The organism is Paenibacillus glufosinatiresistens (genome assembly GCF_031470375.1).
In the GTDB taxonomy this organism is placed as follows: domain Bacteria; phylum Bacillota; class Bacilli; order Paenibacillales; family Paenibacillaceae; genus Paenibacillus_AQ; species Paenibacillus_AQ glufosinatiresistens.
In genome coordinates this window covers 178,026-205,012 of the sequence record NZ_JAVFHT010000003.1, presented here as the reverse complement: position 1 = coordinate 205,012, position 26,987 = coordinate 178,026, and the positions used below count along the sequence as shown (strand labels likewise).

23 protein-coding genes are annotated in these 26,987 nt (G+C 60.4%); 2 read left to right on the top strand and 21 right to left on the bottom strand.

Annotation, left to right across the window (positions count from 1 at the left end; all coding sequences use genetic code 11):
* Nucleotides 1–47: 47 nt before the first annotated feature.
* The 17 genes from hflX to RBI05_RS05830 form a co-directional block, all read right to left on the bottom strand.
* Complete coding sequence (gene hflX, locus RBI05_RS05910; RefSeq protein ID WP_310550404.1) at nt 48–1,361, bottom strand: GTPase HflX; 1,314 nt, start codon at nt 1,359–1,361, stop codon at nt 48–50.
* A gap of 64 nt (nt 1,362–1,425) precedes the next feature.
* Entirely contained in the window at nt 1,426–2,394 is a 969-nt protein-coding gene (locus tag RBI05_RS05905; RefSeq protein WP_150457330.1) for an AAA family ATPase, read from the bottom strand.
* A 110-nt stretch (nt 2,395–2,504) separates the two neighbouring features.
* Nucleotides 2,505–3,167, bottom strand: a complete 663-nt coding sequence (locus tag RBI05_RS05900) for a YdcF family protein (protein WP_310550403.1) — start codon at nt 3,165–3,167, stop codon at nt 2,505–2,507.
* Nucleotides 3,164–3,724: a DUF402 domain-containing protein gene (locus tag RBI05_RS05895; protein ID WP_150457329.1), complete on the bottom strand. Its 561-nt coding sequence runs from the start codon at nt 3,722–3,724 to the stop codon at nt 3,164–3,166. The genes RBI05_RS05900 and RBI05_RS05895 overlap by 4 nt, the downstream gene beginning before the upstream one ends.
* Before the next feature lie 152 nt (nt 3,725–3,876).
* The gene (locus RBI05_RS05890; protein ID WP_310550402.1) at nt 3,877–6,528 is read right to left on the bottom strand and encodes a transglycosylase domain-containing protein; all 2,652 of its coding nucleotides are present in this window, start codon (nt 6,526–6,528) and stop codon (nt 3,877–3,879) included.
* Nucleotides 6,529–6,676: 148 nt separating this feature from the next.
* Nucleotides 6,677–6,919, bottom strand: a complete 243-nt coding sequence (hfq, locus tag RBI05_RS05885; RefSeq protein WP_150457327.1) for an RNA chaperone Hfq — start codon at nt 6,917–6,919, stop codon at nt 6,677–6,679.
* Nucleotides 6,920–6,972: 53 nt separating this feature from the next.
* Nucleotides 6,973–7,956 (bottom strand): tRNA (adenosine(37)-N6)-dimethylallyltransferase MiaA, encoded by a 984-nt coding sequence (gene miaA / locus RBI05_RS05880; RefSeq protein ID WP_310550401.1) that lies wholly within the window; start codon nt 7,954–7,956, stop codon nt 6,973–6,975.
* Nucleotides 7,946–8,725: a class I SAM-dependent methyltransferase gene (locus RBI05_RS05875; RefSeq protein WP_310550400.1), complete on the bottom strand. Its 780-nt coding sequence runs from the start codon at nt 8,723–8,725 to the stop codon at nt 7,946–7,948. Before RBI05_RS05875 ends, miaA begins: the two co-directional genes overlap by 11 nt.
* Nucleotides 8,726–9,153: 428 nt before the next feature.
* Nucleotides 9,154–11,235 (bottom strand): DNA mismatch repair endonuclease MutL, encoded by a 2,082-nt coding sequence (gene mutL / locus RBI05_RS05870; RefSeq protein ID WP_310550399.1) that lies wholly within the window; start codon nt 11,233–11,235, stop codon nt 9,154–9,156.
* A gap of 194 nt (nt 11,236–11,429) precedes the next feature.
* A complete protein-coding gene (gene mutS, locus RBI05_RS05865) occupies nt 11,430–14,168 on the bottom strand; it encodes a DNA mismatch repair protein MutS (RefSeq protein WP_310550398.1) in 2,739 nt (912 codons plus the stop codon).
* Nucleotides 14,147–15,586 carry a putative amidoligase domain-containing protein gene (locus tag RBI05_RS05860; protein ID WP_310550397.1) on the bottom strand — a complete coding sequence of 480 codons (1,440 nt, stop codon included), beginning with the start codon at nt 15,584–15,586 and terminating at the stop codon, nt 14,147–14,149. Before RBI05_RS05860 ends, mutS begins: the two co-directional genes overlap by 22 nt.
* A 136-nt stretch (nt 15,587–15,722) precedes the next feature.
* Nucleotides 15,723–16,280 (bottom strand): outer spore coat protein CotE, encoded by a 558-nt coding sequence (locus RBI05_RS05855; protein WP_150457322.1) that lies wholly within the window; start codon nt 16,278–16,280, stop codon nt 15,723–15,725.
* 114 nt (nt 16,281–16,394) lie between these two features.
* The gene (locus RBI05_RS05850; RefSeq protein WP_310550396.1) at nt 16,395–17,414 is read right to left on the bottom strand and encodes an HD-GYP domain-containing protein; all 1,020 of its coding nucleotides are present in this window, start codon (nt 17,412–17,414) and stop codon (nt 16,395–16,397) included.
* 103 nt (nt 17,415–17,517) lie between these two features.
* The gene (locus tag RBI05_RS05845; protein ID WP_150457320.1) at nt 17,518–18,483 is read right to left on the bottom strand and encodes an aromatic acid exporter family protein; all 966 of its coding nucleotides are present in this window, start codon (nt 18,481–18,483) and stop codon (nt 17,518–17,520) included.
* A 69-nt stretch (nt 18,484–18,552) separates the two neighbouring features.
* Nucleotides 18,553–19,395: an ABC transporter permease gene (locus RBI05_RS05840; protein WP_310550395.1), complete on the bottom strand. Its 843-nt coding sequence runs from the start codon at nt 19,393–19,395 to the stop codon at nt 18,553–18,555.
* 22 nt (nt 19,396–19,417) lie between these two features.
* A complete protein-coding gene (locus RBI05_RS05835; protein WP_150457318.1) occupies nt 19,418–20,194 on the bottom strand; it encodes an ABC transporter ATP-binding protein in 777 nt (258 codons plus the stop codon).
* A 5-nt stretch (nt 20,195–20,199) separates the two neighbouring features.
* Nucleotides 20,200–21,213: an ABC transporter substrate-binding protein gene (locus RBI05_RS05830; RefSeq protein ID WP_310550394.1), complete on the bottom strand. Its 1,014-nt coding sequence runs from the start codon at nt 21,211–21,213 to the stop codon at nt 20,200–20,202.
* 206 nt (nt 21,214–21,419) lie between these two features.
* Between RBI05_RS05830 and RBI05_RS05825 the strand changes: the two genes are divergently transcribed.
* Together RBI05_RS05825 and RBI05_RS05820 are read left to right on the top strand one after the other, a co-directional pair.
* Nucleotides 21,420–23,123 carry an alpha-amylase family glycosyl hydrolase gene (locus tag RBI05_RS05825; RefSeq protein ID WP_310550393.1) on the top strand — a complete coding sequence of 568 codons (1,704 nt, stop codon included), beginning with the start codon at nt 21,420–21,422 and terminating at the stop codon, nt 23,121–23,123.
* 284 nt (nt 23,124–23,407) lie between these two features.
* Nucleotides 23,408–23,647, top strand: a complete 240-nt coding sequence (locus RBI05_RS05820; protein WP_150457315.1) for a hypothetical protein — start codon at nt 23,408–23,410, stop codon at nt 23,645–23,647.
* 116 nt (nt 23,648–23,763) lie between these two features.
* Here the strand turns inward: RBI05_RS05820 and RBI05_RS05815 are convergent, their stop codons facing one another.
* From RBI05_RS05815 to RBI05_RS05800, 4 genes are all read right to left on the bottom strand, one after another.
* Nucleotides 23,764–24,570 carry an ABC transporter permease gene (locus RBI05_RS05815; RefSeq protein WP_223879789.1) on the bottom strand — a complete coding sequence of 269 codons (807 nt, stop codon included), beginning with the start codon at nt 24,568–24,570 and terminating at the stop codon, nt 23,764–23,766.
* 1 nt (nt 24,571) lies between these two features.
* On the bottom strand, nt 24,572–25,372 hold the full coding sequence (locus RBI05_RS05810; protein WP_310550392.1) for an ABC transporter permease: 801 nt from the start codon (nt 25,370–25,372) through the stop codon (nt 24,572–24,574).
* Nucleotides 25,369–26,415 carry an ABC transporter ATP-binding protein gene (locus RBI05_RS05805; RefSeq protein WP_310550391.1) on the bottom strand — a complete coding sequence of 349 codons (1,047 nt, stop codon included), beginning with the start codon at nt 26,413–26,415 and terminating at the stop codon, nt 25,369–25,371. The genes RBI05_RS05810 and RBI05_RS05805 overlap by 4 nt, the downstream gene beginning before the upstream one ends.
* A 201-nt stretch (nt 26,416–26,616) precedes the next feature.
* Nucleotides 26,617–26,754: a hypothetical protein gene (locus RBI05_RS05800; protein WP_191089489.1), complete on the bottom strand. Its 138-nt coding sequence runs from the start codon at nt 26,752–26,754 to the stop codon at nt 26,617–26,619.
* Nucleotides 26,755–26,987: the final 233 nt, after the last annotated feature.

Genomic DNA, 26,987 nt, shown 5'->3' with positions numbered 1-26,987 from the left:
CTTCATATGGCTTGCCCGGCGATACCCGCCGGTTATACTTCAAGCGTCTAGGACTCTTCAGCCGGTTGTTCGGCCGACTCATCTACGTATTCTGCCAGCTGGTAGCCCCATTTCCCATAATCATCCTTGTTCAGCCGGACATGATAGAGAATATCGCTGCCGTCAAAGGTCTGATCCAGCACATCGCCTACCCGGTACAGCAGGGACGACAAATCGCCGCGGTTGCCGGGAATGCGGAAGGTCAGCGTCTCGCCGGACAGCTCGTCCTGCACCGCTTCTGCCACCCGGGCGAGATCGTCCGGACTGAAGGCGCTGATCTTGAGATATCCCGGTCCGGTCGGCAGCATTTCCCGCTGTTCCGGACTGCACACATCAATCTTATTGAACAGCACGATCTGCGGCTTCCCGGCTGCGCCGAGCTCGCCGAGAATGCGCTGGACCACCTCCATCTGCTTCTCTCGGTTCGGAGAGGAGGCGTCGACGACATGGAGCACCAGACTCGCTTCATTGACCTCTTCCAGCGTTGCCCGGAAGGCCGCCACAACTTCATGGGGCAGGTTCTGAATAAAACCGACCGTATCGGTCAGCACCACTTCCTTGCCGCCCGGGAGTTCAAAGGCCCGTGAAGTCGGGTCCAGCGTCGCGAACAGCTGGTTCTCGATATATACGTCGGCATCGGTGAGCTGCTTCAGCAGCGTTGATTTGCCGGCGTTGGTATACCCTACGAGGGCGACCTGCACGGCTCCGCTCTTGCGCCGGCGTTCGCGGTGAAGCGTGCGCGTCTTGACCACTTCGTCAAGCTGCCGTTTCAGCTCTCCGATCCGGTCGCGGATATGCCGCCGGTCGGTCTCGAGCTTGCTCTCACCCGGTCCCCGCGTCCCGATGCCGCCGCCCAGCCGGGACAGATTCTTGCCGTGTCCCGACAGACGGGGCAGCAGATAGGAGAGCTGCGCAAGCTCTACCTGGATAATGCCTTCCCGCGTCTTGGCCCGTCCGGCAAAAATGTCCAGTATGAGCTGGGTCCGGTCAATAATCTTCAAATCCAGCGCCTCTTCCAGGTTGCGGACCTGCGCCCCGGAGAGCTCTTGGTCGAAGATCGCGGTATTCGCGCCCAGCGCTTCGGCAGCCATCCGCACCTCCTCCACCTTGCCTTTGCCGATGAACCATCTGGAATCCGGCGTTTCCTTGTTCTGCCTCAGCACATCCAGCACTTCGACGCCTGCCGTCTCGGCAAGCTGAACCAGCTCCTGAAGCGAATATTCGGGGTCCAGTCCCGTCCGTTTGATCTCATCGGTTACCAGGCTGACCAGGATTGCCCGGTCCTGAATATCGGTGTCCGTCTCGTGGGTCGTAATCGCCATCGGTTATTCCTCCTCCGCCCCCGAAGTCCGGCGCGCAGAGCGCGCCGCATGACCCGGGGACTTGCTACGATTTAAAATCTTCCGCCCGAAGGCTCATCAGTTCCTGCTTGCCCGGATTCCCCTGCTCGTACTGTCCCAGCAGCCGGACCGCTTGAGACCGGATTGCTTTCTCGATGGCATTGCGGACGTATCTGGCATTGCTGAACGCATGAAGACTCTCCTCCCGCTCGGTCATCAGCTGCTGCTTCAATTTGAGTATGGCCTGGGGCATGAGCAAATAATCCCGCTCCTTGGCCATGAGCTCCGCGATCTGTACCAGCTGGTCGATGGTATAGTCCGGGAATTCGACCTGAATCGGAAACCGGGAAGGCAGTCCGGGATTGCTCAGCAGAAAATAATCGATCTCGCCGGAATAGCCGGCCAGAATCAGCACGAACTGGCTGCGGTGATCCTCCATCGACTTGACCAGCGTATCAATCGCTTCCTTGCCGAAATCCTTCTCACCGCCCCGGGCCAGGCTGTAGGCCTCGTCTATAAAGAGAATGCCGCCAAGCGCCTTCTTGACCAGATCCCGCGTCTTCTGTGCGGTGTGGCCGATATATTCGCCGACGAGATCCGCGCGCTCCACCTCGATCAGATGGCCTTTCGCCAGCACGCCCATACGCTGAAGCAGCTTGGCGACAATCCGCGCCACCGTCGTCTTGCCGGTTCCGGGATTGCCTTTGAAGATCATATGATACGCCTGCCCGCCGCTCGTCAGCCCTGCCTGGGAGCGCATCTGGGCGATCTGCAGCAGCGCGTAAATCTCAAATACCAGCTCTTTAATGTTGTCCAGACCTACGAGAGCGTCAAGCTCTCCGCTGATCTCCTGGAACAGGCTTCCCCGGACAGCCGTCTTCGGCTTGGCCGGTTCGCTGGTGGCCGAGGAGCCGCCGCCCGGCGGCGTATCCGAATTTCGTAGAACAATATTGATCTGCCGGGACGGTCTGCCTTCCTCCCGCCCGTCCGCCGCTGCCGCGCCGCGTACGTTCATGAATTCACCTCATCACCTTAGAAGGGCTGATTGTTCCATATCAGTCTATTCCCCCAAGGCAATGCTTATTAGCAGATTACCCATTTTCCCCCGAAACGGACCGCCGCCGCCTAGAACCAGTCCTGAAGCTTCCATTTGGTAAAAGCGAGAATTTCACGGCTCTTGTATTTCCACATCGACATGACCTTGGAATCCGTCAGCGCCAGCTCCGGCTGCCGGTATCCCAGCTCTTCCGCCATCTCCAGGGCGCGGGCGCCATGGAAGGTATGCGTGACAATCACGGCCGATTCCCAGCCTTGAGCCTTCATGACCGCCCGGCTGAATTTCAGATTCTCATAGGTGGAGGTCGCCCGGTTCTCCAGCAGGACAGCGCTTTCCGGTACACCGGCGGCAACGAGGTAAATCTTCATGCCCTCTGCCTCTGTATAGGGAAGTCCGGGCTTGTCCAGTCCGCCGCTTACGATCAAATGGCGGACCGTACCGTTCCGGTATAATTCAAGCCCTTTGTCCAGCCGTTCCTTCAGCCCGGGACTCGGTTCATCACCCCACATGGCCATTCCCAGCACAATTCCCGCGTCGGCCTTCTGCAACGGTTCGCTCGTGGATGCGCCGTTGATCGTTACCAGCAGCCAGATGCACCAGGCAATTCCGGAGACAGCGACCATGGCGAGCACGGCAGTTAGCGCTCTCTTGGCACCGGGAGCCCGGCGGCGACGTCGACGACGGCTGTCAATCATCCGGATCGGTGAAGAACCGCCCATATTCCCCATCATTGCGGCTTCCTCCTAAATTCCCCGTGCGAGAACAGCTCGGCCCGATGCTTCAGCGAGAGGGTGAAATAAGGAAAAACATGCGCATCAATGCTGTGAAGCAGCGAACGTGCCGTCTTCCAGGCCAGATTATAGTCGCTGTCCGAGATATCGCCCCGCTCCAGCGCCTCTTCCAATTCATCTTCATCCAGAAGAAAGACCTCGCCGTTCCATAAGACGACCACGTCCAGATAAAGATCGTCGAACCACGGCACCCCCTGATCGGTGACGCCCTGCACCTTGCAGGTATCGATATACCACTGCACGATATTCTGGCGGTCGTCGAACATGGCGGTGACGATATAATGGCTGTCCTTGGGAAAATACTGCAGCCAGGAGTACCCTTTGTCCGCAATGCGGTATGTATGCCGCCCGTAACTCTTCCACAGCGGCTCTTTCAGTCCGTAGATGGTATACAAGGTAATGTAACCGCTGAATTCCCGGGTCTCGACATACCGGCAGGCGAACCCCCGGCGGGTAATCCTGCGCCAATTGGCCCGATCTCCGAATTTACGTTTCATAGAATGACCCTCTCCATCATGTTAACCACAGCTTACCACATTTACAGAGGACTCACAAAGCCTGCAATTCCGCACAAAAAAGAGCCCCCGCTTCAAGCGGGAGCCCGTGATGATTCAATGATAGGCCGGCATTGGGCCGCCGGACCGTCCCGTTAACCGCCCAGTCCGTCGACCGGCTGGGCATCTCCGACTCCAAGGCCATTGCCGTTGCCTTGTCCGTTGCCCTGGCCTTTGCCCCGGCCGCTGGCAGGGCCGGTCTGGCCCTCTTTCGCCCCGTTGTCCGGGGCGGCCGGTTCTCCGGCGGGCGCAGCTGCCGGATCGCCGGCACTCGGCGACGGTGAAGGACTCGGCGACGGCGGAACCGATACGGCCGGAGGCGTAATCTCGCCTCCTCCGTTCTCTCCGCCCGCGTCCGGACTGCCCTGCTCGCCGCCCGGCTGTACAACGCCGCTCTGATCGTCGGTCGGCGGAACCGAAGGCGGCGGCGAGGCCGAAGGCGAAGCCGACGGTGAAGGCGAAGCGCCTTCCACGAGCACCGTCACCTTGTTCGACGGATCGCTCTCCGTCTGGGTGTCCGAATAATAAGCCGTTACATAGTATTCGTACGTCAGACCGGCCATGGCACTGAGGTCACCGGCGCCCGGAGTCATCGTGCTCAGGAGGAGCGTGAAATCGGACTCCGAAGACTCCTTCCGGTAAATCCGGTATTCAGCTCCTGCTGCCGCGACCGGCTGCCAGGCAAGATTGACGGTACCGGTCGAAGCGTCATAGGAAGCGGAAAGTCCGGTTACCGGCTCGTTCGGGTTCTCCGTCGGCGACGGGGAAGGAAGCTTGAGATTGTCAGGCTTCGGGAACGACTTGGCCGGATAGTTCTGAACGACCTTCTCCATCACCTTGCCCCAGAAGGCAGCGGCCAGCGGACTGCTGTTCTTCAGCAGATGCTGACGGTCAGGGTCGTCATAGCCCATCCAGACGGCAGCGGTCAGCTCCGGCGTGTAGCCGACGAACCAGACGTCGCGGTTGGAGCTCACGCCTGAGTATCCGCTCTGCGTCGTACCGGTCTTGCCGGCGACCGGACGGTCGATCCGGGCTTTGCGGCCGGTGCCGCTCTGCACAACCTCCTGCATCATTTCGGTCATCTGATAGGCGGTGCTCTCCTTCATGACGCGCTTGGCGGTAGTGTCGGCTTTGTAGACCGTGCTGCCGCTGCTGTCCTGAATCGACTTAATGGCATAGGCTTCACGAAGCTCGCCGCCGGTGGCAAAGGCGGTGTAGGCCTGCGCCATCTCCAGCGTATTCGTTCCCTTCTCCATCCCGCCGAGCGCAAGCGACAGATTGTTGTCGGTGTCGCTGAGCGTAAGGCCGAGCTGACGGGCGAATTTGAATCCAGTGTTGACGCCGATCTCGTTCAGCAGCCAGACCGCCGGAATATTCTCCGACTTCGTCAGCGCTTCGCTCATGCTGATCGACTTCGAGTAGCCGTGCAGGTTGGTCGGACAATAGTCGCCGAAGCACTGCTTCTCGTTGCTGACCGAGGATTCCATCGTGAACTTGCCGGATTCCAGGGCGGGCGCATAAGCCACCAGCGGCTTGATCGACGATCCCGGCGAACGCCGGCTGCCCGTCACGCGGCTGTAGCCCTTCTTCTCGTAATTGCGTCCGCCGAGCAGCGCCACAATGCTGCCGTTGTCCTGGTTGATGATGACCATAGAGCCCTGGACGGGCTTATCGTCAACGCTTTTCTCAAAATTATCGCTGTCGGCGAAGGCATCCTCCACCGTCTGCTGGGCGTCCTTGTCCATCGTCGTATAGATCTTGTATCCGCCGATGTTGAGGTCGTCCTCCGTAAGCCCGAACTTGTCTTCGGCCTCGTCGATGGCAAAGTCGATGAAAGCCTGGTACTTCTGCTTCTTCTCCGGCGGCTTGTAGTTGTAGTTGACCGCCTTGGCCTCATCGCGCTCCTGCTCCGTAATATAGCCCTGCTGATACATCAGTTCCAGCACGACGCCGCGGCGCTCCTTGGAGAGCTCGGGATTCTTCAGCGGATTGTAGCGGGAAGGCCCCTTCGGCATGGCCGCCAGCGTAGCGATTTGCCAGAGTTTGAGCTGGTTCAGATCGCTTTGGCCGAAGTAGCGTTCGGACGCCGCCTTGATGCCGTACACCGTACCGCCGAAGTTAATGCGGTTCAAATACATCGTCAGAATCTGGTCTTTGGTCTTCTGGCGCTCCAGCGCCATCGCAATCGACATCTCCGTCGCTTTGCGGAAGAACGTCTTGTCGCGTGTCAGAAAGATATTCTTCGCGAGCTGCTGCGTAATGGTACTGCCGCCCTCCACCATGCTGCGGGCCACCACGTCCTTGGCCGCTGCGCGGCCGATCGACCAGAGATCCACCCCTTTGTGCTCGTAAAAGCGCTTGTCCTCGGTGGCGACGAACGCCTGCTTGATGAGGTCCGGGATCTTGTCGCTCTCGACAGGGTCGATCTTCTCCAGAGAGAGCTCGGCGATCAGATTGGCGTTGCGGTCATAAATCTTCGTCGGCGGATTGACCGTCAGCTTATCCTGATTCTCGTTCAGCAGCTTCTCGCCGCTGAGCGTGATGAACAGGTAGCCGCCCATGGCCAGCAATACAGCCAGAGCCGTCGCAAAAAAGAGCGTCCAGAGCACCCGTTTGCGGGTCAGCCGCTTCTTTTTCTTCTTGGGCGGTCCGCCGTTGCCTCCTCCGCCCTTTCCTCCGCCTCCGCCGGCCTCCCGGCGGTATACGCTCGGATTGCGCTTCACCCTTGACAATTCTTCTCTAGACATGATGCCTCCTGACTCCCTTAGGGTTGTGGAACAGCTGTTGCCGAATATATGCCGCCGAATGAAAAGAACAACCTTCACAGGTTGCTCTCTCACCCCTTATTCAAACGACGATCACACGTAAAAGTTTCATTTCAAACCGGTACGGCTCCTATTCCTCGGGGCTGTTGTTGTCCTGAAGCAGGGATACGCTGCGCTGCGGTGTGAAGGTGGAGATGGCATGCTTGTACACCATCTGCTGGCGTCCGTCGCTGTCGATCACGATCGTGAAGTTATCGAACGCCTTGATGATTCCGCGAATCTGAAAGCCGTTGGTCAGATAGACGGTAGCCGGTATATTTTCTTTGCGCAGTTGGTTCAAGAACGTGTCTTGGATGTTAATGGATTTGTTCATCAGCCGTACCCCCAATGGTTCGATTAGATTGTTCGGAAAGTATATTCAAGAAATCAGCGAAACTTTCCTGCTATTATAGCACTTAAATCTGCAAAACTCCCGGAAAAATTTGACCCGTCCGAGACGTCGATCCAGTGGATGTCGCGCATATGACGGAACCACGAGAGCTGGCGTTTGGCAAAACGGCGGGTGTCGCGCTTCAGCAGCGCCACCGCTTCTTCCCGCGTCGTCTCGCCCTGAAGCCAGGCGGCGATCTCTTTGTAGCCCAGCCCCTGCATGCTGGGGAGCGACCGTTCATAGCCCCGGGACAGAAGCCGTCCGACTTCGTCTTCCAGTCCTTCTTCCAGCATTTCGTCAATCCGGTCTTCAATACGGTTATATAGCATTTGCCGGTCCATTGTCAAACCGAGCAGGCAGAGATCGTAGAGCGGCTCCCGTTCCCGTCCCGCCAGACTTTCCGCCTCCCGTTGCCCTCCCTGGAGCGCAATTTCCAGCGCCCGGATTACGCGCCGCCGGTCATTGGGATGCAGCCGGGCTGCCGCGGCGGGGTCCGCTTCGGCCAGCCGGCCATGCAGCGCCGCATTTCCGTGTTCCTCCGCGAAGCGCTCCTGTTCGTCACGGAACGCTTCGTCGGCCGATACGCTCGAGAAATGAAAATGGTAGCACAGTGACTCAATATAGAGTCCTGTACCGCCTACAATGAACGGCAGGCGGCCCCGTTCTGTAATCTCGGCAATCCGCTGCCGGGCTTCCGTCTGGAAGTCGGCGGCGGAATAAGGCTCGTCGGGGCTGCGGATGTCGATCAGATGATGGGGAACACCGTCCATTTCCTCCGGCCGGATTTTGGCCGTGCCGATATCCATCCCCCGGTAGACCTGCATGGAATCCCCTGAAATGATTTCACAGTTGAACGCCTTGGCCAGCGCAACGCTGAGCTTCGTCTTGCCGACCGCCGTCGGACCGACCAGCACAAGCAGGCGCGGTTTGTCCGGCTGCGGGGCCTCTCTTGCGGAAGCCCGGTCTTCGTTAATCGTCAATCCGTATCACTCCATATGAGGTTTTGGCATGATTCCGGGCCTCTTCGTCAAAACCGAGGCGGCGGAACTCGCTGCTGCCCTTCTTCTCCTTCAATATCACCCGCTTGCGGGCGACCCGAACCGCCTCCCGGACGCTCTCCTCCGACAGCGCCGCGTCGTTCGCATAGGCGCGAAGCGGCGAAATCGCTGAAGAGTCCTCCAGCGGTTCCCGGAACATCGGATCGAAATACACAATGTCGAGGCTCTTCTCCGGAAGGCTCCGCATATATTCTAGATGCTCGCTGCGGACGACACGGATGCGCCGCAGCGCGTCGTCAACCGGCGCAAGTCCCGACCGGTACGAGGTCATGCCCTCCTTCAGAAGCGCATGCAGCGCAAGCGAGCTCTCCAGCGCCGTCACCGCGGATTCCGGACCGCCGTACACGGCGAACAACAGGGAATCCGTACCGAGGCCGGCCGTGCAGTCCAGCACGCTGTCGCCGGGCCTCATGTCCGCCGCTTCCAGCATCGGGTCCCCCTCGCCGCGGAGAATGCGCTTGGCGCGGACGAACCCCATGCTGGGATGGAACTCCAGCGGCGGACGTCCAGGACGGAGAAGCCGGACGGCCTCCTGCAGAACCACAAGCACCTCGGCCCCGTCCCGGCTGGCGGACAGTTTGGCTATCGAGAAGTGGCCGCGCGGAACGTAAGGCGCTCCCACCTCGGCGGCAAGCTGCTCCGCCCGCCGGACCACTTCGGGCTGGGGGCGGTCCCCGGTAGTAATAATCATGAAGCCTCGCTTTCTCCCGCCCGGGCAACCGGCAGCGGGTAATCCGTTGATACTATACTTGATTCTGTTACGCCTAGTGACTTTATCTGAATTGCGTTATCCGTTGTTTTTCCCGTTCTGCGAACAAGGAGTATCTTTCTACGGGAAGGCGGGCGGCTTGCACGCCTAGTGACTTTATCTTGTCGCACCCTGCGGTGTTTTTCCCGTTCTGCGAACAAGGAATATCTTTCTACGGGAAGGCGGGCGGCTTGCACGCCTAGTGACTTTATCTGAATTGCGTTATCCGTTGTTTTTCCCAATCTGCGAATATGGAGTATCTCTCTCCGGGAAGGCGTGCGGCTTGCACGCCTAGTGACTTTATCTTGTCGCACCCTGCGGTGTTTTTCCCGTTCTGCGAACAAGGAATATCTTTCTACGGGAAGGCGTGCTTACATAACACGTTTGAATAATTTCTCCAGGTCGTAGGCGGTGAACGAGATGACGATTGGGCGGCCGTGCGGGCAGGTGTACGGCTGGCGGCACGCGGCGAGGCGGTCCAGCAGCGTCACGGCTTCCTGCTCGGTCAACTTCTGGTTGGCTTTGATCGACGCCTTGCAGGAGCAGAGGATGGAAGACTTCTCTCGCAGCTTGGCGAGATCTATATTTCTCTCGCCAAGCACCCATTCGGCCATCTCCTCCACAATCTCCCGCTCATCTCCCTGCGGGAACCAGTACGGCAGCGCGCGGACCCGGAAGGTCTGGCCGCCGAAATGCTCCAGATAGACCCCGGCCTGCTCGAAGATCGGCAGCCGTTCGGCAAGCTGGCGGCTCTCCGACGGCGTGAACTCAAGCGTAATCGGCAAGAGCAGTTCCTGCGACGCATCCGCCGGACGGCCGAACTTCTCGTAATAATACTCGTAATTGATCCGTTCATGGGCGGCGTGCTGGTCGATCAGATACAGCCCCTCGTCGTTTTGGGCGATGATGTAGGTGCCGTGGTGCTGGCCGATATAGGCCAGCTCCGGAAACGGCGGCAGCCCCGCGGCTTCGCCGGCCGGGGCGTACAGCGCTTCGCCGCCGGGCACCCCGGCGGCGGGTCTGCGGGCGGCCGCGCCGTAGCCGGCCCCGGGTTCCCGCAGCCGGGGCGGCTGCCCCGGGGCGCCGCCGTAACCGGCGCCCCGGGGACCGGCCGCAGCCGCAGCTGCGGGGCGCCCACCGGAGGCGGGCGCGGAATCGGCGCCCCCGGAACGGGCGCCGCCGGGATAGCCGCCGGTGCCGTAGGCCGGCGGCTGCGGGCGGGCCTGGGCGGCGCCGGGCCCGGGCTGGCTGCCGGACGGAGCGATGCCGTCCGGCACAGACGCGCCGGACGCCGCCGGCACGTCCGGCAGCGGGGCGGCGACCGCGTCCCCGACCGGGCCGCCGGAGCCTTCAGCCGGGGACGGCGCAGCGTCCCGGCTGTCTTTGGAGAACGCAAACTGCTCCTGAATAAAAGACGAGCTGCCTTTGGAGCCGATGGGCTCGCGTCCGGGGCGCGGAATCAGATTTTCGCCCAGCAGCACTTGGCGGAGCTCGCGTTCCACGAACGCATACAGCTCCGTCTCCTTGCTGAACCGCACCTCCAGCTTGGCGGGATGCACATTGACGTCCACAAGCGACGGGTGCATGTCCAGATTCAGCACGAGCAGCGGATAGCGGTTGATCGGCAGCAGGGTGTGGTAAGCCCGCAGAATGGCGGCGTTCAGTCCCCCGCTGCGGATAGAGCGCCCTCCGATAATGGTCGAAATGCCGTTGCGGTTCGCGCGCGTCCACTCGGGACGGCTGATGTAGCCCGACAGCGTATAATCCGGATCTTCGGCGCTTACGGGCAGCATCGCTTTGGCGGCGGATGTGCCGTAGACGGCGGCGATCACCTGCAGCAGGTCGCCGCTGCCCAGCGTCTGCAGCAGCGGGTTGCCGTTATGGCGCAGCGTGAATGAGATGCCGGGATGCCCAAGCGCCACCCGGTACATCACATCCGAGATATGTCCCAGCTCGGTCTGGATGCTCTTCATGTACTTCAGGCGAGCCGGCGTATTGTAAAAAAGCTCACGGACCGTCATCTCCGTCCCCCGGGCCGATGCGGCGTCCTCATGGGTCACCAGCCGGCCGCCCTCGATCTCCAGACGACGGCCGCGGCCGTCGTCGCCTGCGGCCGTCAGGAGCGAGACTTTGGCTACCGCCGCGATACTCGGCAGCGCCTCTCCCCGGAACCCGAGACTCGTGATCTGGAACAGGTCGCGGCCGCTGACGATTTTGCTGGTCGCGTGCCGGTAGAACGCCGTTTCGCAATCCTCCGGCTCGATTCCCGAGCCGTTGTCCTTGACGCGGATAAGCTGCAGTCCGCCTTCTTCCACCGTGACTTCAATCCGGGTCGCCCCGGCGTCGATGGCATTCTCCACCAGCTCCTTGACGACGGAGGCCGGCCGTTCGACCACTTCCCCCGCGGCAATCTGGTTCGCGATATGTTCATCCAGCACATGGATTCTGGCCATAGCCATCCCTCCCGTTAAGGCCGGCGGCGGGCGTCGCTGCCGCTCTTCCGGCCTGCATACTTGTACTTGTATTTCAGCCTTTACTCGGACCTAAACTTTGCCTTTCCGGAACGAGCCCCGTCCACGCCGGTGGACACCGGACGGAACCGGCCGCTGAGGCATTCTGCGGCTGAGGGTTCTGCTCTTCAGAGCGTTCACCGGCTGCGAATTCTGCCCTTCAGATCGTTCAGCAGCTGCATCGCCTGAAGCGGCGTCATGTTCATGAGATCGGCGGTCTCGAGAACCGCCACCACCTCGGCGGCAAGCTCCTGCTCGCGCGTCGGAAGGGCGGCTCCTTTGCGGCCCTTCCGGGGCTCCTCGTCGCCGAAGATCGAGAGCTGCACGACTTCGCCCGTGTCCTTGCCGGCTGTGTCCGTCAGCGTTCCGCCGGTATCAATCGGTTCCGGGGCGGCAGGGGCAGAGAGAGGCATGCCGCCGCCCGGAGTCTTCTCTCCGGCGGTTCCTGGAACCGCCGGCGCTGCGGCTGCGGCGCCGACCTCGGCCGCGCTCTGCTCAATGGCCTGGAGCAGGCCGTAGGCTCGTCCGATAATGCTCTCCGGCAGTCCGGCAAGCCGGGCACAGTAGATGCCGTAGCTGCTGTCCGCCGCTCCCGGAATGAGCTTGCGCAGGAAGTTGACCTTGTCGCCGCTCTCCTGCACAGCCATGGAATAATTGCGGAGGCTGTCCAGACTGTCTTCCAGATGGGCCAGCTCGTGAAAATGCGTCGATACCAGCGCTTTGCAGCCGATCTCGTGATGGACGAATTCGATGACCGCCTGGGCAATCGCCATTCCCTCCGAGGTAGACGTTCCGCGTCCGAGCTCGTCGATGATTATCAGGCTGCGGGGCGTCGCCTTCTCGGTCATCACCTGAATATCCGCCATTTCCACCATGAAGGTGCTCTGGCCGCCGATTAGGTCGTCCGCCGCCCCGATCCGCGTGAAGATGCGGTCGATCAGCGGAACCTCCGCCCGGTCGGCCGGCACGAAGCAGCCGATCTGGGCCATCACGCAGATGAGCGCGACCTGGCGCATATAGGTGCTCTTGCCGGCCATGTTGGGGCCGGTAATGAGCGTAATGCGTCCGTCTTCCTTCGTGAGCCGGCTGCCGTTGGCGATGAACGAGCCGTCTCGCAGGACGGCTTCCACGACCGGATGGCGGCCGCCTTCGATCGTCAGATCGAAGCCGTCCGTCAGCGCCGGACGCACGAACCGCTGCTCGGCGCTGACGGAGGCGAGGCCCTGATACACGTCGATCTCGGCCACTTTCTCAGCGAGCGATTGCAGGCGCGGAATCTGTGCGCCGAGCAGATCGCGCAGCTCGGAGAACAGGCTGTACTCCAGATCGGTCATTTTATCCTGGGCTTCGAGAATGAGAGCTTCCTTCTCCTTCAGCTCCGGCGTGACAAAGCGCTCGGCGTTGGCCAAGGTCTGCTTGCGCTCATACCTTCCCTCGGGCAGCGCTCCGAGGTTGGACCGGGTTACTTCAATATAGTAGCCGAACACTTTGTTGTAGCCGATCTTCAGCGACTTGATGCCGGTGATCCGGCGCTCCTGCGCCTCCAGCTCCGCAATCCACTGTTTGCCGCTTGTGCTGGCGCTGCGCAGCTCGTCCAGACGTTCATGATAGCCCGGCCGGATCATGCCGCCGTCGCGGACCGACACCGGCGGATCATCCACGATGGCCGCCTGGATCACTTCCCGCAGATCGGCGCATTCGTCGATGGCAGCCCCGATCTCCCGGAGCGTAGCCGAGCCGGAAGACAGGCACAGCTCTTTGAGCGCTGGAATCTGCTCCAGCGACAACTTTAGGGCGTTCAAGTCCCGGCCGTTGGCGCTGCCGTAGGCGACCCGGCCCGTCAGCCGTTCCAGATCGTAGATTTCTTTGAGCGCCAGGCGAAGATCCTCGCGCAGAATAAATTGATGATACAGATGATCCACCGCTTCCAGGCGCCGCTCGATGGCGGCGCGCTGAAGCAGCGGCTTGTCGATCCGGCGGCGCAGCAGGCGCGCGCCCATGGAAGTCTCGGTGCGGTCGAGCAGCCAGAGCAGCGAGCCTTTTTTGGAACGCTCCCGCACCGTCTCGGTCAGCTCCAGATTCCGCCGGGTGAACGGATCGAGAATCATATAGTGTCCCGGTTCGTAGGACGAGATCTGGCTGAGCTGGCCGAGCGAACGCCGCTGGGTCTCACCCAGGTAGGCAATGAGCAGCGCCACGCACCGGGCCCGCTCCTTCTCCAGCCGCGTCCAGACCCCTTCGCCGAACTGGCTTCGGGCCTGCTCGTCGCCCCGTTTCTCCCAAGGCGTGTAAACGACCGGCCGCGCTCCCGGAAGCGGCTCGCCCTTCAGCAGCTCCAGGAGCTGCGGATCGCCGATAATTTCGGCCGGTTCATAGATGCCGATCTCCCCGCGCAGCGAATCGGCCTCCGCCGGCGAACTGGTCACGTACAGCTCTCCTGTGGTCAAATCGCATGCGGCCAGGGCGGCCATTCCTTCCAATTCGGTCACGCAGACGAGATAGTTGTTGGTCTTGTCGGCTACAATCCGTCCGTCCATGACCGTTCCCGGCGTCACGACGCGCACAATGTCCCGCCGCACCATGCCTTTGGTCGTCGCCGGATCGTCGAGCTGCTCGCAGATGGCGACCTTGTAGCCTTTCTCGATCAGACGCTGGATATAGCCTTCGGCGGAATGGTAGGGCACCCCGCACATCGGAATCTTCTCGCCTCCGCCGCCTTCGCGGCCGGTAAGGGTGATCTCCAGCTCCTTGGAAGCCAGCAGGGCATCGTCAAAAAACATTTCATAAAAGTCGCCCAGCCGGAAAAAAAGGAAGGCATCTTTCGCCCCTTCCTTGACCTGCAAATATTGTTCGATCATTGGCGTGTATTTTGCCATGGTTCTCCTCCATGCCTCTTCATGCTGTTGTCTATTATATCACACCCGCGCCACAGTTCCCGTACATCCTCCGATTCATCCCAGGACAGCCCCGCTTCGATCCGGCGGAACAGCGGCTCGGCCGCTTCCGCGGCCGCCGCATAGCCGGGCAGCCGCCGGAGATCGCCGGCCAGCTCCGGGAAGACCGCCCGGAGCGGCTCCTTGTCGCCGGCATAGTACGCGCGGTGCGCCCTCTCGCTGTCCAGCGGACGAAGCCGCAGCTCCTCATACCGGGCAACGATCAGATGGCCCAGATGGACCGCGCCCTCGGCGACGGACGGAGACACCAGGAAGCTCGGGAGCGTCCGGTACTCGAAGCCGCCGTGCGGCTGGAGCCGGAAGTCCCCGAGCGTGCCGTAGCGCGGACAGCGCCCGGAAGCCCGGCTGTCCGCAAGCAGCGCCATCGGCAGCGCCAGGTAGTTGTCGAGCGCGCGCAGCAGCGGCGCCGTCAGCTGCACGCCGCTGAAATGCAGATGTCCGCCGAGCGCCCAGCCGCGCAGCGGCATCCCTCCCGCGCGCCAGGCCAGCCGGCGGTCGGGCATCAGCCGGTCCGCCAGGCGGGCGGCGGACCGGAGCTGCGCCAGCAGCGCGCGCGGCGCCGCCTGCGCGGCCGGGCGCAGCTCGCCGACCGGGAACAGGCCGCGCGTTCCCGGAGGACCGGCGTCGCAGCCGGCGACGCCGTCCCGGGGCAGATACCGCGACGCCGGCACGACGCGGCCCGTGTCCCCCCGGAGTACCAGAAACTCCGGATCCATGCCCATCAGAAGGCCGGGACGCCCGCCCGGCTCCCCGGCCAGAGCCCGGCGGAGCGCCGCTTCCGCCGAAGCGTAGGGCTCCGGCAGGCGGCCGTCCCGGCCCGCCGTCGCCGGACGGACCGCCAGCACGGCGAAGCGTCCGCCGCCGAGCGCCGCCAGCTCGGCTTCGCCGCTGTCAAGCCCGAGCGCATACAGCGCCCGGACTGCGGTGCGGCAGGCCCGCCGCAGCAGAGGGCCCGTCTCTCCGCCTTGCGCCGCCCTCTCCCCGGTTCCCGGGAGCGCTTCCGCAGACCAGCCGGGGAGCGGAAGCGCGGCCGGCCGCCAGACGGAAGCCGCTCCCATCGCCGCGCCGGCGCCCGTCAGCCGGTACTGGAGCGGCCGGAGTGCATGAACCCGCACCGCGCAGCGCAGCTGCGGACCGCCGGGCCCCGGCGGCGATTCGGCGTTCCCCCGGGGCCGGTACATTCCGGATGCGCGATTTTGCAGCAGCAGCTCCCTTCCCTGCCGTTCCCGTCCCTCTTCAGCGCTCTCCTTCTCCAGTGCCGCCGCAAGTCCGCTTCGGCGCAGCCGCTCCTCTCTCTGCTCCCGCGACAGTTCCCGAAAGACTCCGATTCCTTCGTTCATGCTCCGCGCCTCCCGAATTTTTCCGATAAAAAAGAGGGCATCCGCCCTCTACGCCGCCGCCCTCGGTACATATCATGTATTACCTCTGAAATTCGCTCCCGTCTTCCGCCAGCAGCGGCGGGCGGTGTCGCTGGCCTTACAGTTCATCATCGAGCGCGTCGGGGTCCAGATCCTCGAAATCAAAGCCGTCTTCCTCAAAGTCGTAATCTTTGTCGGCATCCTCGTCCGTCTGGTCGCTGACAAAAACACGGACTTTCGTTTCGGCCACCAGCTCCGCCTCGAATTCGCGCTCCACGCGAATCGTCACGCTGCCGCCTCCCGGCGAGACGCCCGCTTCCACGCAGTTCGGTTCCTGCGTTGCCTCCGCAGAGACCTGAGCCGTGGAAGCGCGGTGCTTCGGATCGAGATAGTTGAGCGGCACGACCTCTACATACGACACGGTCTCTTTGGCGACTTCGGTCTGCTTGTTCTTGTCATACGAATACCAGATGTTAATATCGTAGGACCCGATGACTTCGATGCCGCTTCCCGCCGCTACCGCCTCGTACTGGTGGTTGATGATCCAAGCCCCCAGAATGCTCGTGGGATGATGCGGCGGCGTTACGGTGTGGGTGGCGGTCGAGAACTTGCGTCCCTTGCCGCAAATCGCTTTGGTGATAATTTCCCTGGTCTGGCGTTTATGGCTTAATGACATTCTTAAACCTCCTCCATACAATCATTCACTATCATGTGTATGCAGGACATGGGCGTTTGTTGATATGTATTTTTTGGTTCGGAGCCAAGCGCCCGTCATTAAGCTTCTTCACCGTTATCGCTGAATAATCCGGACCATTTCAAGCTGGCGCTCCCGGCTGAGATCAATGAAGGTGTCCTCGACGCGAAGCAAGGGCCGGAGCGGGTCGTGGTAATGGATGAGCAGCACTTCGCCCAGCCGTCCGTCGCTGAGTTCGGCGAGGTTGCCGACCATCGATTCCATCATTTTATGAATGAACAACCGGCAGATGAACGGGTCCAGCACGCCGAATACGTTCTCCTCCATCTGCCTGAGAATCTCATAAAGCGGGGACGCCTTGTGATAGGGCCGATCCGACGACATGGCGTGGAACACATCGGTTACCGCCACAACCCGGCTGATCTCCAGCTGCTGGTCGCCCGGTATGCCGTGCGGATAACCGCTTCCGTCCATGCGTTCGTGATGCTGAAGGGCGACCAGCGCTTCATTGTGGTTCGTCCCGACCGTCTTACGGATAATTTCGTAGCCGAAGGTGGTATGCTGTTTGACCAGGTCGAATTCTTCCTTCGTCAGCTTGCCGGGCTTGTTCAGCACCTCTTCGGGAATAACCACCTTGCCGATGTCGTGAAGCGTAGCCGCAATCGTCAGCTGCATAAGATGGTCTTGCCCAAGCCCCATCCATTTGCCGAGCAGGGTCGAGAGGATGCCGACGGCGATATTGTGCCGGAAGGTATAGTCGTCCTTGGATTGGAGCGTCTCCAGCACACCGTAGAAATCGTTGCTCTCCGATACGGCCTGGATAAAAGGAAGCACTTCATAACGCAGCTCCATCATGGGAATGCTCTTGGTGTGTCTGGCCGTTTCAAAAATTTGCTCCATGGCGAGCGTTCCGCTGTCTACCGCCTTCTGAAACTCCTTCGATTTCCCCCGCCGGTCCGCCACATCGCTCGGGTCCAGATAGATCCGGTGGCTGGTCAGAAGCCGCAGATTGCTCTCATCCAGTCTGGAAGCGGCGGGCAGCACCAGCACCCCCCGGTGATTGAACACATCCCTGGCCAATTCCTTGCCCAGATACTGATGATTGAAACTCTCCATTGTACTCACCTCAAATAGTCGTAAAAGGCACAATATCCAACCTTTATATCGGCATCTGGACGGTCAATTGTTAGTTTCTGGAGGGCGAGTCTGACACCGAGCGTCAGGAACGGACCCTGCGCGGCATGACCGGCGCCTTGTAATCCTTGGCGATTTTGAGATAAAGCGCAAGCTCGCGGCACAGCTGGAGAATCGCGGAACGCACCTCGAATTCTTCCCGTGTCCCCGGGAGCTCCATGCCCCGGAACTCCTGCTCCAGCCGGTTCAGCAGCATTTCCGTTCTCCCGGTATAGGCTTCTTCGACGACATCTCCGCTGAGCTGCTCGAACAGTTCGGCGGTCATATCGCCGTGCGGCATGTGCCGGTACACCTGGGACAGCAGCTGCAGCATATTCTGAACCGATTCGAGCTGTTCTCTTCGCATGTAAAAATAGACGTTCCAGGCTTCATCGTGCCGGATAACGGCGTTCTCCATCTCGCGGGCCGCTGCGGCCAGTCCCTGTTCAATCGTCTTCTGGGCCAGCAGCAGCTCCCTGCCGTCCCAGACATGGCCGGGGTCGCGGAGGGTGGCGGCCATCTGCCGGAAGATGACCGCGAACAGCCCGTCCACCTCTTGGCGGATGCCGTACATCAGCCCTTCGGTCTTCGGCATATACACCAGATTCACCAGACCGGCAGATCCCAGCCCGATCACCAGCAGCAGCACCTGCTGGAGCAGAATATGCAGGCTGAGCTCCGCCTGTCCGAACACCCGGAACACGATAACCGAGCTGGTTACGATGCCTTCCTTGAAGCCGGTCTTGACGATCAGCGGGAATCCGAGCAGCACGAACAGCCCGAGCACCCAGTAATGGAACCCGAGCAGCCAGAACAGCAGCGTTCCGCAGGCCAGTCCGACAAGCGAGGCAAAAAAACGGGCGGAGATCGTCTTCAGACTCCGCTTCCGTGTGACTTCCACGCCCAGAATGGCCAGCAGGCCGGCGCTCTGGGCGTTCGGTATGCCGGCCGCGGCGGCCAGCAGAATCGACAGCAGCGTGGCCGCGGCCGTTTTGATGATGCGAAAACCCATACCTTTCATCCTCCCGTACCTGTCCTTCCCATGGTACTTGATTTTGAAAGGACCGACAACCGGGGGAGTTCACCGTCTGGACAGCAGCAGCTTCTCCAGATAGACGACGACCTGGTACATAGCCGTCGCTACTGCGGCTATGATAAGCAGGCTGGACATCACCAGCGTGAAGTTGAAGACCTGAAAGCCGTAGATGATGAGATAGCCGAGGCCGCTCTTGGCCGTCAGAAATTCACCGACGATAACGCCGACCCAGGACATGCCGACATTCACCTTGAGCGTCGAGACGATGGCCGGATACGACGAAGGGAGAATGACCTTGGCGAACACCTGCCGCCGCGACGCGCCGAATGAGCGCACAAGCTTGATATAATTGCTGTCCACGGAGACGAAGCTGTTGTATACGACCAGCGTGGTCACGATCACCGTAATCGACAGGGTCGTCGCGACGATGGCAGTGAAGCCTGCGCCGAACATGACGATAAAGATGGGACCGAGCGCAACTTTGGGCATGCTGTTGAAGACGACCATATAAGGGTCCAGCACCGCGGACAGAAAAGGAGACCACCAGATCAGCACCGCCAGCAGCGTGCCCATCAGGGTTCCCAGCACGAAGCCTGCCGCCGTCTCGGCCGATGTGACGCCGAGATGGTGCCACAGACTTCCGTCTGCCATATCGGAAGCAATCTGCCTGAACACCCGGTCCGGGCTGCTGAACAATAGCTCATCGATCCAGCCGAGGCGGGCGGCGCCTTCCCAGAAGACGAACAGCAGGATCAGCAGACTTCCCCGGACGGCATTGACGGCCCGCTTCCGTCGTCTGCGCGCCTGCCGGAACGAAGCCTGCCGGTCCTCGAGCCAGGCCTGGCGGGATTCGGCGTCCGCCGGATGTTCATCGGCCGCTTGCTGCATGCGATCACCTCCTTATTGAAGATTAATTCTCCTGCCCGGCCTGCTCCATTTCCTTCCACACCTGATGGAACAGACCGGCGAACTCCGGCAGATCGCGCGCATACAGCGGAGGCGTCTGCCGGATGCTAGCGGGAATCTCGAAGATGCGCCGGACCCGGCCCGGGTTGCGGTCCAGCAGAACGACCCGGTCGCTGACGGCAATGGCTTCGGACAGATCATGGGTGACAAGGAGCGCCGTCGTTCCCCTGCGGCGGAGCGTCTCGGATACGAGGTCCTCAAGCTGAAGCTTGATCTGGTAATCGAGCGCGGAGAACGGCTCGTCGAGCAGCAGCAGCGCCGGATCGGTCGCGAGCGTCCGCACCAGTGCAACCCGCTGCCGCATGCCGCCCGAGAGCTCCGAGGGCAGCGCGTTCTCCTTGCCGCCGAGGCCCATATCGGCAAGCAGCGCCCGCGTCTTCTCCCGGCCCGCTTCATCCAGCCGGCCGGTCAGCTCCAGCCCGAGGAGAGCATTGTCAAGAATGGTCCGCCACGGGAACAGATAGTCCGACTGCAGCATGTACCCGACGCCGGGCGACGGACCCGTCACCGGGCGTCCGAGCACGCCGGCTTCGCCTCTGGACGGAACCAGCAGACCGGCCACAATCGACAGCAGCGTCGTCTTGCCGCAGCCGCTCGGTCCGACCAGGCTGACGAACTCGCCGGGCATGACGCTCAGATTCACCTTTTCCAGCGCGAGATAAGCCGCCTGCTCCCCCAGGTATGCGTGGGTGATGTCGTTCAGTCGGATAGCCGGTTCCATGGGCGCTACTCCCCGTTGTCCCGGACAGCCTGCCGGGCGAATGAATTGTCGACAATGGCCGAGGCCGGAACCCTCTTCTTCAGTTCGCCCGAGAAGGACATTACATCCAGCAGATTGTTCCACTCCTTGTCGTCGATGACCGGATCTTCGGCGTAGGTGTCCTGCTCCTTGTAGCGGGTGATCGCCGAGACAACGATGCTCCGGTCGGTTTTGTCAAAATACGGCATGACCGCATCCGCAATCTGGCCGGCGTCATGCGATTTGACCCACCGCTGGGCGCGTTCGATCGCCTTCGTGAATTTCCCGGCGGCCTCTTGGTTCTTCTTGATGTAGCTGCTCTTGGCCATGAACACCGTATAAGGCAGGTAGCCGCTCTCCACGCCGAACGAGGCGACTACGGCTCCCCGCCCCTCCTTCTCGAAGATAGAGGCTTGCGGTTCAAACAGCTGTACATAATCTCCGGTCCCGGATGCGAAGGCGCCGGCAATATTGGCAAAGTCAATGTTCTGGATCAGCGTAAGATCCTTCTTCGCATCGATTCCTTTCGTATGGAGCGTGTAAGCTCCCGCCATTTGCGGCATTCCGCCCTGGCGTTGCCCCAGAAAGGTGGAGCCTTTCAGCTTCTCCCAGTTGAAATCGGGGTCCGGCTTGCGGGCAAAGAGAAAGGTACCGTCCCGCTGCGTCAGCTGGGCGAAATTGATGACCGGGTCTTTGGCGCCCTGCTGGTATACATAGATGGACGTTTCCGCGCCTACCAGCGCTACGTCAATCGCCCCGGAGAGCAGTGCAGTCATCGTCTTGTCGCCGCCCGGAATCGTCTGCAGCTCCACGTCCAGCCCTTCATCGGTAAAAAAGCCCTGGCTCAGCGCCACATATTCCGGGGCATAGAACACGGAACGCGTCACCTCGCCGACCCGGATCTTCACATCGGCGGACTTCTTCCCGCAGCCGGCGGCGAGTCCCGCAAGCATCAGCACAACAAGCATGAGCGCAACGGCTTTATCCTTTGTCTTCCTCATGGACTGTTCTCTCCTTTCCGTTCTTTCGGGCCGATGCCCTTTTTTGGCATCATATGCGGAGGAGATTCAATCGGTTCAGAGAGGGCAAAAAAGAAGTGCAAACGTTTGCCGGAAAGTGTATGATGACGATATCCGCCGGTTTCTAAAACGCTTACGAAACTGGCCGCGAGAGTACCGCCCCTACGAAAGGAGAACTTAATTTCACTATGCACTCCACTTATCTGCGCAGAGCCGGAGCGGCGCTTCTGCCCTGCGCGCTTACCGCTGCTCTGCTCGCCGGCTGTTCGTCCGGCAACGACAAAGATGCCTCTGCCGCTTCTTCAGCTGCGGCCAGGCCTACAGCCTCGTCCCCGGCTTCCGCAGCTCCGGCCGCAGCAGCGCCTTCGGCAGCGGAAACGGCAATCGATGAACAGCCTTCCTCCGTCTATTATGAAATCTTCGTGCGTTCCTTCTACGATTCGAACGGAGACGGCATCGGCGATCTCAAGGGGATCACCGAGAAGCTGGATTACCTGAACGACGGCAATCCCGACACGCACGACGATCTCGGCGTAGGCGGAATCTGGCTCATGCCGATCAATCCGTCTCCAAGCTATCACGGATATGATGTGACCGACTACCGGAGCGTGAATCCGGATTACGGCACGGTAGAGGACTTGCGCGAACTCGTCGCAGAGGCGCACAAGCGCGGGATCAAGGTGATTATGGACCTGGTGGTCAACCATACCAGCAGCGAGCATCCGTGGTTCAAGGCGGCCGCAACCGACCCCAAGAGCCCTTACCGGGACTGGTACGTCTGGGCGGAAGACCAGGGCCGCTCGCCGGAGGGCGTCAGCGCAGCCGGCTCGGGCAATCCGTGGCATTCCGTTCGCGGCTCTCATTACATGGCTACCTTCTGGGAGAAGATGCCGGATCTGAATTTCGATAATCCGAAGGTTCGGGAAGAGATGAAATCCGTCGGCAAGTTCTGGCTGGACCAGGGACTCGACGGCTTCCGCCTGGACGCGGCCAAACATATCTATGAGGATACGGCGGCGGACCGCGGAGACGCCACAACCGCGAAGAACGTGGCCTGGTGGCAGGAATTCCGCAGTTCCCTGACTGCGGTCAACCCGAACGTCTATCTGGTCGGGGAAGTCTGGGAGGATTCGGCGGCCACAGTCGGCGCCTATCTGAACAAAGCGTTTGATTCGGGGTTCAACTTCGGCCTGTCCGAGTCCATTCTCAGCGCGGCCGGCTCGGAGAAAGACAATGGCCTCGCCTTCTCTCTCGAACGGACGTACAAGCTCTACGGCAAAGTATCGGAGGGCAGCTTCACCGATGCTACCTTCCTCGGCAATCACGACGTCAACCGGTCGATGACCCAGCTTCAGGACAACGCCAACCATGCGAGAATGGCAGCCGCGATCCAGCTTACGCTGCCTGGCAATCCGTTTATCTATTACGGGGAAGAGATCGGCATGCGGGGGCAGAAGCCCGACGAAGGCATCCGCGAGCCGATGCAGTGGTACCCGTCCGGAAGCGGACAGGGCCAGACCACCTGGGAACAGGCGGCGAACAATCCGGCCGGAGGGGCCAGCGTCGAGTCGGAGAACCAGAAGGCCGATTCGCTGCTCAGCCATTACCGCAAGCTGATTGCGCTTCGGGAATCGACTCCTGCGCTTCGGGACGGAGCTGTTAAGGAATATAGCCCGGGCCACCCCGGAGTAATGGCCTATGAGCGTATCGCGGCAGACGGCCGTGCGCTTGTGGTTCATAATCTGACCGGATCGAGCCAGACTGTGAAGCTGGAGAAGACGGCAGACGGGGTTCTGTATGCCTCGGTTCTTGGCGACACTTCCGGGCAGGCATCCCTTAAGGACGGTTCGCTCTCTCTTCCTGCTTATACTACCGTCGTTCTTCAGCCTTAGAGAGCCGGAGAACAGCCCCAGGAGGACGGAGCAGCCAGCCGGCCAGCGTCTCCCGCAGACTGTTGTCTGCCGAGCGGCGCCGCTGACATCCGTCCTCCGAAGGCGGGCTGCCGGATGCATTTGGCACGCCGGTGCGGATGGCCTCCGGGGGGGGGGGGGCTATTCCTTCCGAATCAGGCTGAATCTTTTATTCTTTATGTTATCATAAGCTGATTTTAAGGTAAATTTAAGATAAGGAGGATACTATGATGTCATGAAATAACTTTTGAAGAAGGTGATTTCAAGTGAGGATGCTGATTCCGTTCCAGAACAAGATGATCCCTGTCTATTTCACGACCGAGAACAAACAGCCGACGCAGAAAGTGCTCCGTCTGCTGACCAGTGCGCTGGACCTGAAGATCAAGAAAGGCAAGAACGCAATCAAAACATGCTTGAATTCTCTGATAAGCATCGAAATCAAAGGCTCAGAGGCCATATTGCACAGTTATAGCGAGAATGATACCCTGGCGCTTTCCCTTTATTAAGGGTAAGGGAGTACGGACAGCGCCGCATTGGGACAGACACAAGCGGCAGTTCAAGGAAGAGCCTTCCTGAACTGCCGCTTGTGTCTGTCTGCTTATCTCCCGTATTCCGCCGTCTCTCAATTGCCTGCGCTCTCATAACGTCTCAGCCCGGTACGGAAGAGCAGGAGCGCGGCTGCCGTGCAGTAGACGGCGACCAGGGGAGCCAGCCACCCGTATACGGCCCATTCTCCCGCCCCCAGCAGAGCGGCCGCCGGGAAGAAGCTCACAAAGGCAAACGGGATGGCCAGTGAGATGAACAGCTGCATGCCAAGCGAGAATATCGTAATCGGATACTTGGCGAACTCACTGAGATTGTGGACCATCAGCGGAAAGGCGTTGCCGGACGCCTTGATCCAGAACGCCGAGCAGTTGGCGGCCAGGTTGATGGCCACCCGGATCGTCAGCGCCGAAGCCATCATCACGAGACCGCCCAGAACGGTCCATACATTCCAATCGATCCGGATATGGGCCAGGGACATGCCGATGATCGTACCGCCGATCAGCACATTGCCGATGCCGTTCATGCCGATGCCGGCGCAGAATACTTGCAGGACCAGCGGGACGGGACGCACCAGATAACGGTCCAGCTCCCCCATGTTCACCAGCCGCAGCAGCCGCCAGGTCCCCTCAAAGAACAGCGAGCCGATTCCTTCGGAGAAATACACAGCCGCATACATGAAGGCCACCTCCCACATCGTCCAGCCCTGAATGTCCGGAATCCGGGAGAAGACCACCCACAGGAACAGAAACCCGACAACCTGTGTCAGAGCCGCCGCTCCGATCATGATATAGAAGTCGGATGTATATTCCAGAATCGCCTTCAACTGCTGCGTGAAGAGCCGTCGGTACAGGAAAAGGATTCGGCGCAATGACATCTTCTTCATCCTAGCCTCCATGAATTGTAATTTGCCGCACAGCCCAGCTCCAGAGCCGCTTGCCCAGCAGCCACAGCGCCGCGATCCAGAACCATTGGATAGCGATCAGTTCGGCGGCATGCGCCGGGGAGTGCATGCCAAGGAAGATCGTCGTCGGAGTGCTGACGATGCCCTGGAAAGGCAGCGCCATCGCCGCCGTTCTCAGCCAGCCGGGGAAGAACGCCAGCGGCACGAGTGCGCCGGAGAGCAGATTGGTGACGGCCATCCGGGTCCAGATGATGCCGATGCCGCTTGTCGTGTAGAAGCAGAGCATGGCAGTGCAGTAGATCAGTCCGAATTTGACCAGGATCGAGGACAGCAGGCTGACTGCGAACAGGGCGGCGTTAAGCCCGTTCTCCGGCATCGGGATGCCGAAGGCGAGCGCTGCCGCTGCTCCGATCAGCAGCGCGCTTAGAATCCCTTCCAGCACGCAGGAGCCCAGCGATTCGGCAAGCCTCGCTTTTTGGAAGTCAATCGGTTTCAACAGGTCCATCGCCACCGTACCGTCGATCACCTTGCCTGTAATTCCCGACTCGGAATAGTAGGACAGCATCGAATTCACAAAGAAAGTGACCAGCAGATACGTCTTCATCTCTCCCCATCCGTACCCGGCAATCTCCGTCTGGCCGGCATAGATCGCCTGCCACAGATAGAACATGGCGATCAGCGTCACGAAATTCCCGAGAAAGCTGAGAATAAAGGACAACCTGTAAGATAACGTGTTCTGCATGGCGCATACGGCAAGCGACCTGTATTTCTTGAATCCCTTCATTTCAGGCGGTCGCCTCCCGCCGCGTACGCCGGCTCCGGCAGATTCAAATCCAGCTTCCCTTCATAGACCTGGCGGATAATCTGTTCAATGCCCGGCTCGTCGATGTGAAAGTCGATCACCTCCGCGCAGGCAATTACCCTCTTCACAATTTCACTGGCCGTAATCCGGAACCGATCGAAGCGGATAGCCAGCCGCAGCGGCCCGTCCTCCTCCGGCGCAAGCCCCGGAATATCCCTGAACAGCCTTCCGGGATCGGGAATCGGAGAAGCCAGTTCCAGATGAATCGTCCGTTCTCTGGCAAAGGCATCCTTGACCTCTTTCAATCTCCCGTCAAAAATGATGACGCCGCGGTCGATTATCACGAGCCGCTCGCAGAGATCCTCAATATCGCCGAGATCATGGGTCGTCAGCATGACGGTGGTTCCCTTCTCCCGGTTCATCTGCTTGATGAAGCTGCGGATGCGCAGCTTGACCGATACGTCGAGTCCGATCGTCGGCTCATCCAGATAGACAATCCGGGGATCGTGCAGCAGGGCGGCCGCGAGGTCCGCCCGCATTCGCTGGCCAAGCGACAGCTTGCGCGCCGATAAATGCAGAAACTCGTCCAGCTCCAATAATTCTGTGAACGCTTTCATGTTGCGGTTGAAATCGCCGCTCGGCACTTCATAAATGTCCTTCAGCAGATTCAGCGATTCCCTAACCGGAATGTCCCACCAGAGCTGCGTCCGTTGGCCGAAGACGGCTCCGATGCCCGCAGCATTCTCCATGCGCTGCCGGTAAGGATCTATTCCGTTCACCCGAATCTGCCCCGAGGTAGGAACAAGCACCCCGCACATCATTTTGATTGTAGTCGATTTGCCGGCTCCGTTCGGGCCTACATAAGCGACGCTCTCTCCTTCTTCAATCTTCAGGTCAATTCCCTTGACCGCATGTTTGTCTGCATACTGCGGCCGGATTAAATGCTTAAGCGCTCCGGACAGACCCGGTTCCTTCACGGCCTGCCTGAATACCTTGTTCAGACCGCTGACTTCAATCTGACTCATTGAGCACCCCTCTTATGTATGCCGTGAAACCTCTTCCATTATAAGGGATGCCCTTCTTCCTCCATACCACCCCGATTAGTGCAATAACCGGTCATAATTAGTTGTTCCGCTCGGTTAAGACCGTAAGACTGCCCATCAAAAAAGGCATGCCCGGCGGGCATGCCTGTCCACAGCCGCGATGGCCGTCTGAAGCCTCTGCGGTCAGCCAATTTTATAATGGCCTTTCTCGGCCTTCTCGGCCTTCTGAATACGAAGCTGGAACAGCTTGACCAGATTGACCTTGGTATGCTCCTCATGACAGTTGTCCAATTTTTTAATAATAAAGCGGTCTATGGACATGTCCGATCGCTCCCTTTTCCTTGGATTCGGGCCTTGCTTCGCCGGTCCTTCCGGGGCCCTTGTATCCCCTATATAACCGGACCTCTCCCCGCTTAAACCCGCCAATCGGCGCGCGGCAAGGGGCGCAGAACGCCATAATCCGACCCGCCCCCAATATCTGGGGGCTCGCTTTGGCAAGAGAACATTTCCATCCCTTTATCTGGGAGCCTCCGAGGACCATTTTGTCGAAAAAT

Bases quoted from the DNA above. Each gene is read 5' to 3' on its own strand.
- hflX (WP_310550404.1), bottom strand. From the start codon at position 1,361: ATGGCGATTACGACCCACGAGACGGACACCGATATTCAGGACCGGGCA.
- RBI05_RS05905 (WP_150457330.1), bottom strand. From the start codon at position 2,394: ATGAACGTACGCGGCGCGGCAGCGGCGGACGGGCGGGAGGAAGGCAGA.
- RBI05_RS05900 (WP_310550403.1), bottom strand. From the start codon at position 3,167: ATGATGGGGAATATGGGCGGTTCTTCACCGATCCGGATGATTGACAGC.
- RBI05_RS05895 (WP_150457329.1), bottom strand. From the start codon at position 3,724: ATGAAACGTAAATTCGGAGATCGGGCCAATTGGCGCAGGATTACCCGC.
- RBI05_RS05890 (WP_310550402.1), bottom strand. From the start codon at position 6,528: ATGTCTAGAGAAGAATTGTCAAGGGTGAAGCGCAATCCGAGCGTATAC.
- hfq (WP_150457327.1), bottom strand. From the start codon at position 6,919: ATGAACAAATCCATTAACATCCAAGACACGTTCTTGAACCAACTGCGC.
- RBI05_RS05875 (WP_310550400.1), bottom strand. From the start codon at position 8,725: ATGATTATTACTACCGGGGACCGCCCCCAGCCCGAAGTGGTCCGGCGG.
- mutL (WP_310550399.1), bottom strand. From the start codon at position 11,235: ATGGCCAGAATCCATGTGCTGGATGAACATATCGCGAACCAGATTGCC.
- mutS (WP_310550398.1), bottom strand. From the start codon at position 14,168: ATGGCAAAATACACGCCAATGATCGAACAATATTTGCAGGTCAAGGAA.
- RBI05_RS05860 (WP_310550397.1), bottom strand. From the start codon at position 15,586: ATGAACGAAGGAATCGGAGTCTTTCGGGAACTGTCGCGGGAGCAGAGA.
- RBI05_RS05855 (WP_150457322.1), bottom strand. From the start codon at position 16,280: ATGTCATTAAGCCATAAACGCCAGACCAGGGAAATTATCACCAAAGCG.
- RBI05_RS05850 (WP_310550396.1), bottom strand. From the start codon at position 17,414: ATGGAGAGTTTCAATCATCAGTATCTGGGCAAGGAATTGGCCAGGGAT.
- RBI05_RS05845 (WP_150457320.1), bottom strand. From the start codon at position 18,483: ATGGGTTTTCGCATCATCAAAACGGCCGCGGCCACGCTGCTGTCGATT.
- RBI05_RS05840 (WP_310550395.1), bottom strand. From the start codon at position 19,395: ATGCAGCAAGCGGCCGATGAACATCCGGCGGACGCCGAATCCCGCCAG.
- RBI05_RS05835 (WP_150457318.1), bottom strand. From the start codon at position 20,194: ATGGAACCGGCTATCCGACTGAACGACATCACCCACGCATACCTGGGG.
- RBI05_RS05830 (WP_310550394.1), bottom strand. From the start codon at position 21,213: ATGAGGAAGACAAAGGATAAAGCCGTTGCGCTCATGCTTGTTGTGCTG.
- RBI05_RS05825 (WP_310550393.1), top strand. From the start codon at position 21,420: ATGCACTCCACTTATCTGCGCAGAGCCGGAGCGGCGCTTCTGCCCTGC.
- RBI05_RS05815 (WP_223879789.1), bottom strand. From the start codon at position 24,570: ATGAAGAAGATGTCATTGCGCCGAATCCTTTTCCTGTACCGACGGCTC.
- RBI05_RS05810 (WP_310550392.1), bottom strand. From the start codon at position 25,372: ATGAAGGGATTCAAGAAATACAGGTCGCTTGCCGTATGCGCCATGCAG.
- RBI05_RS05805 (WP_310550391.1), bottom strand. From the start codon at position 26,415: ATGAGTCAGATTGAAGTCAGCGGTCTGAACAAGGTATTCAGGCAGGCC.
- RBI05_RS05800 (WP_191089489.1), bottom strand. From the start codon at position 26,754: ATGTCCATAGACCGCTTTATTATTAAAAAATTGGACAACTGTCATGAG.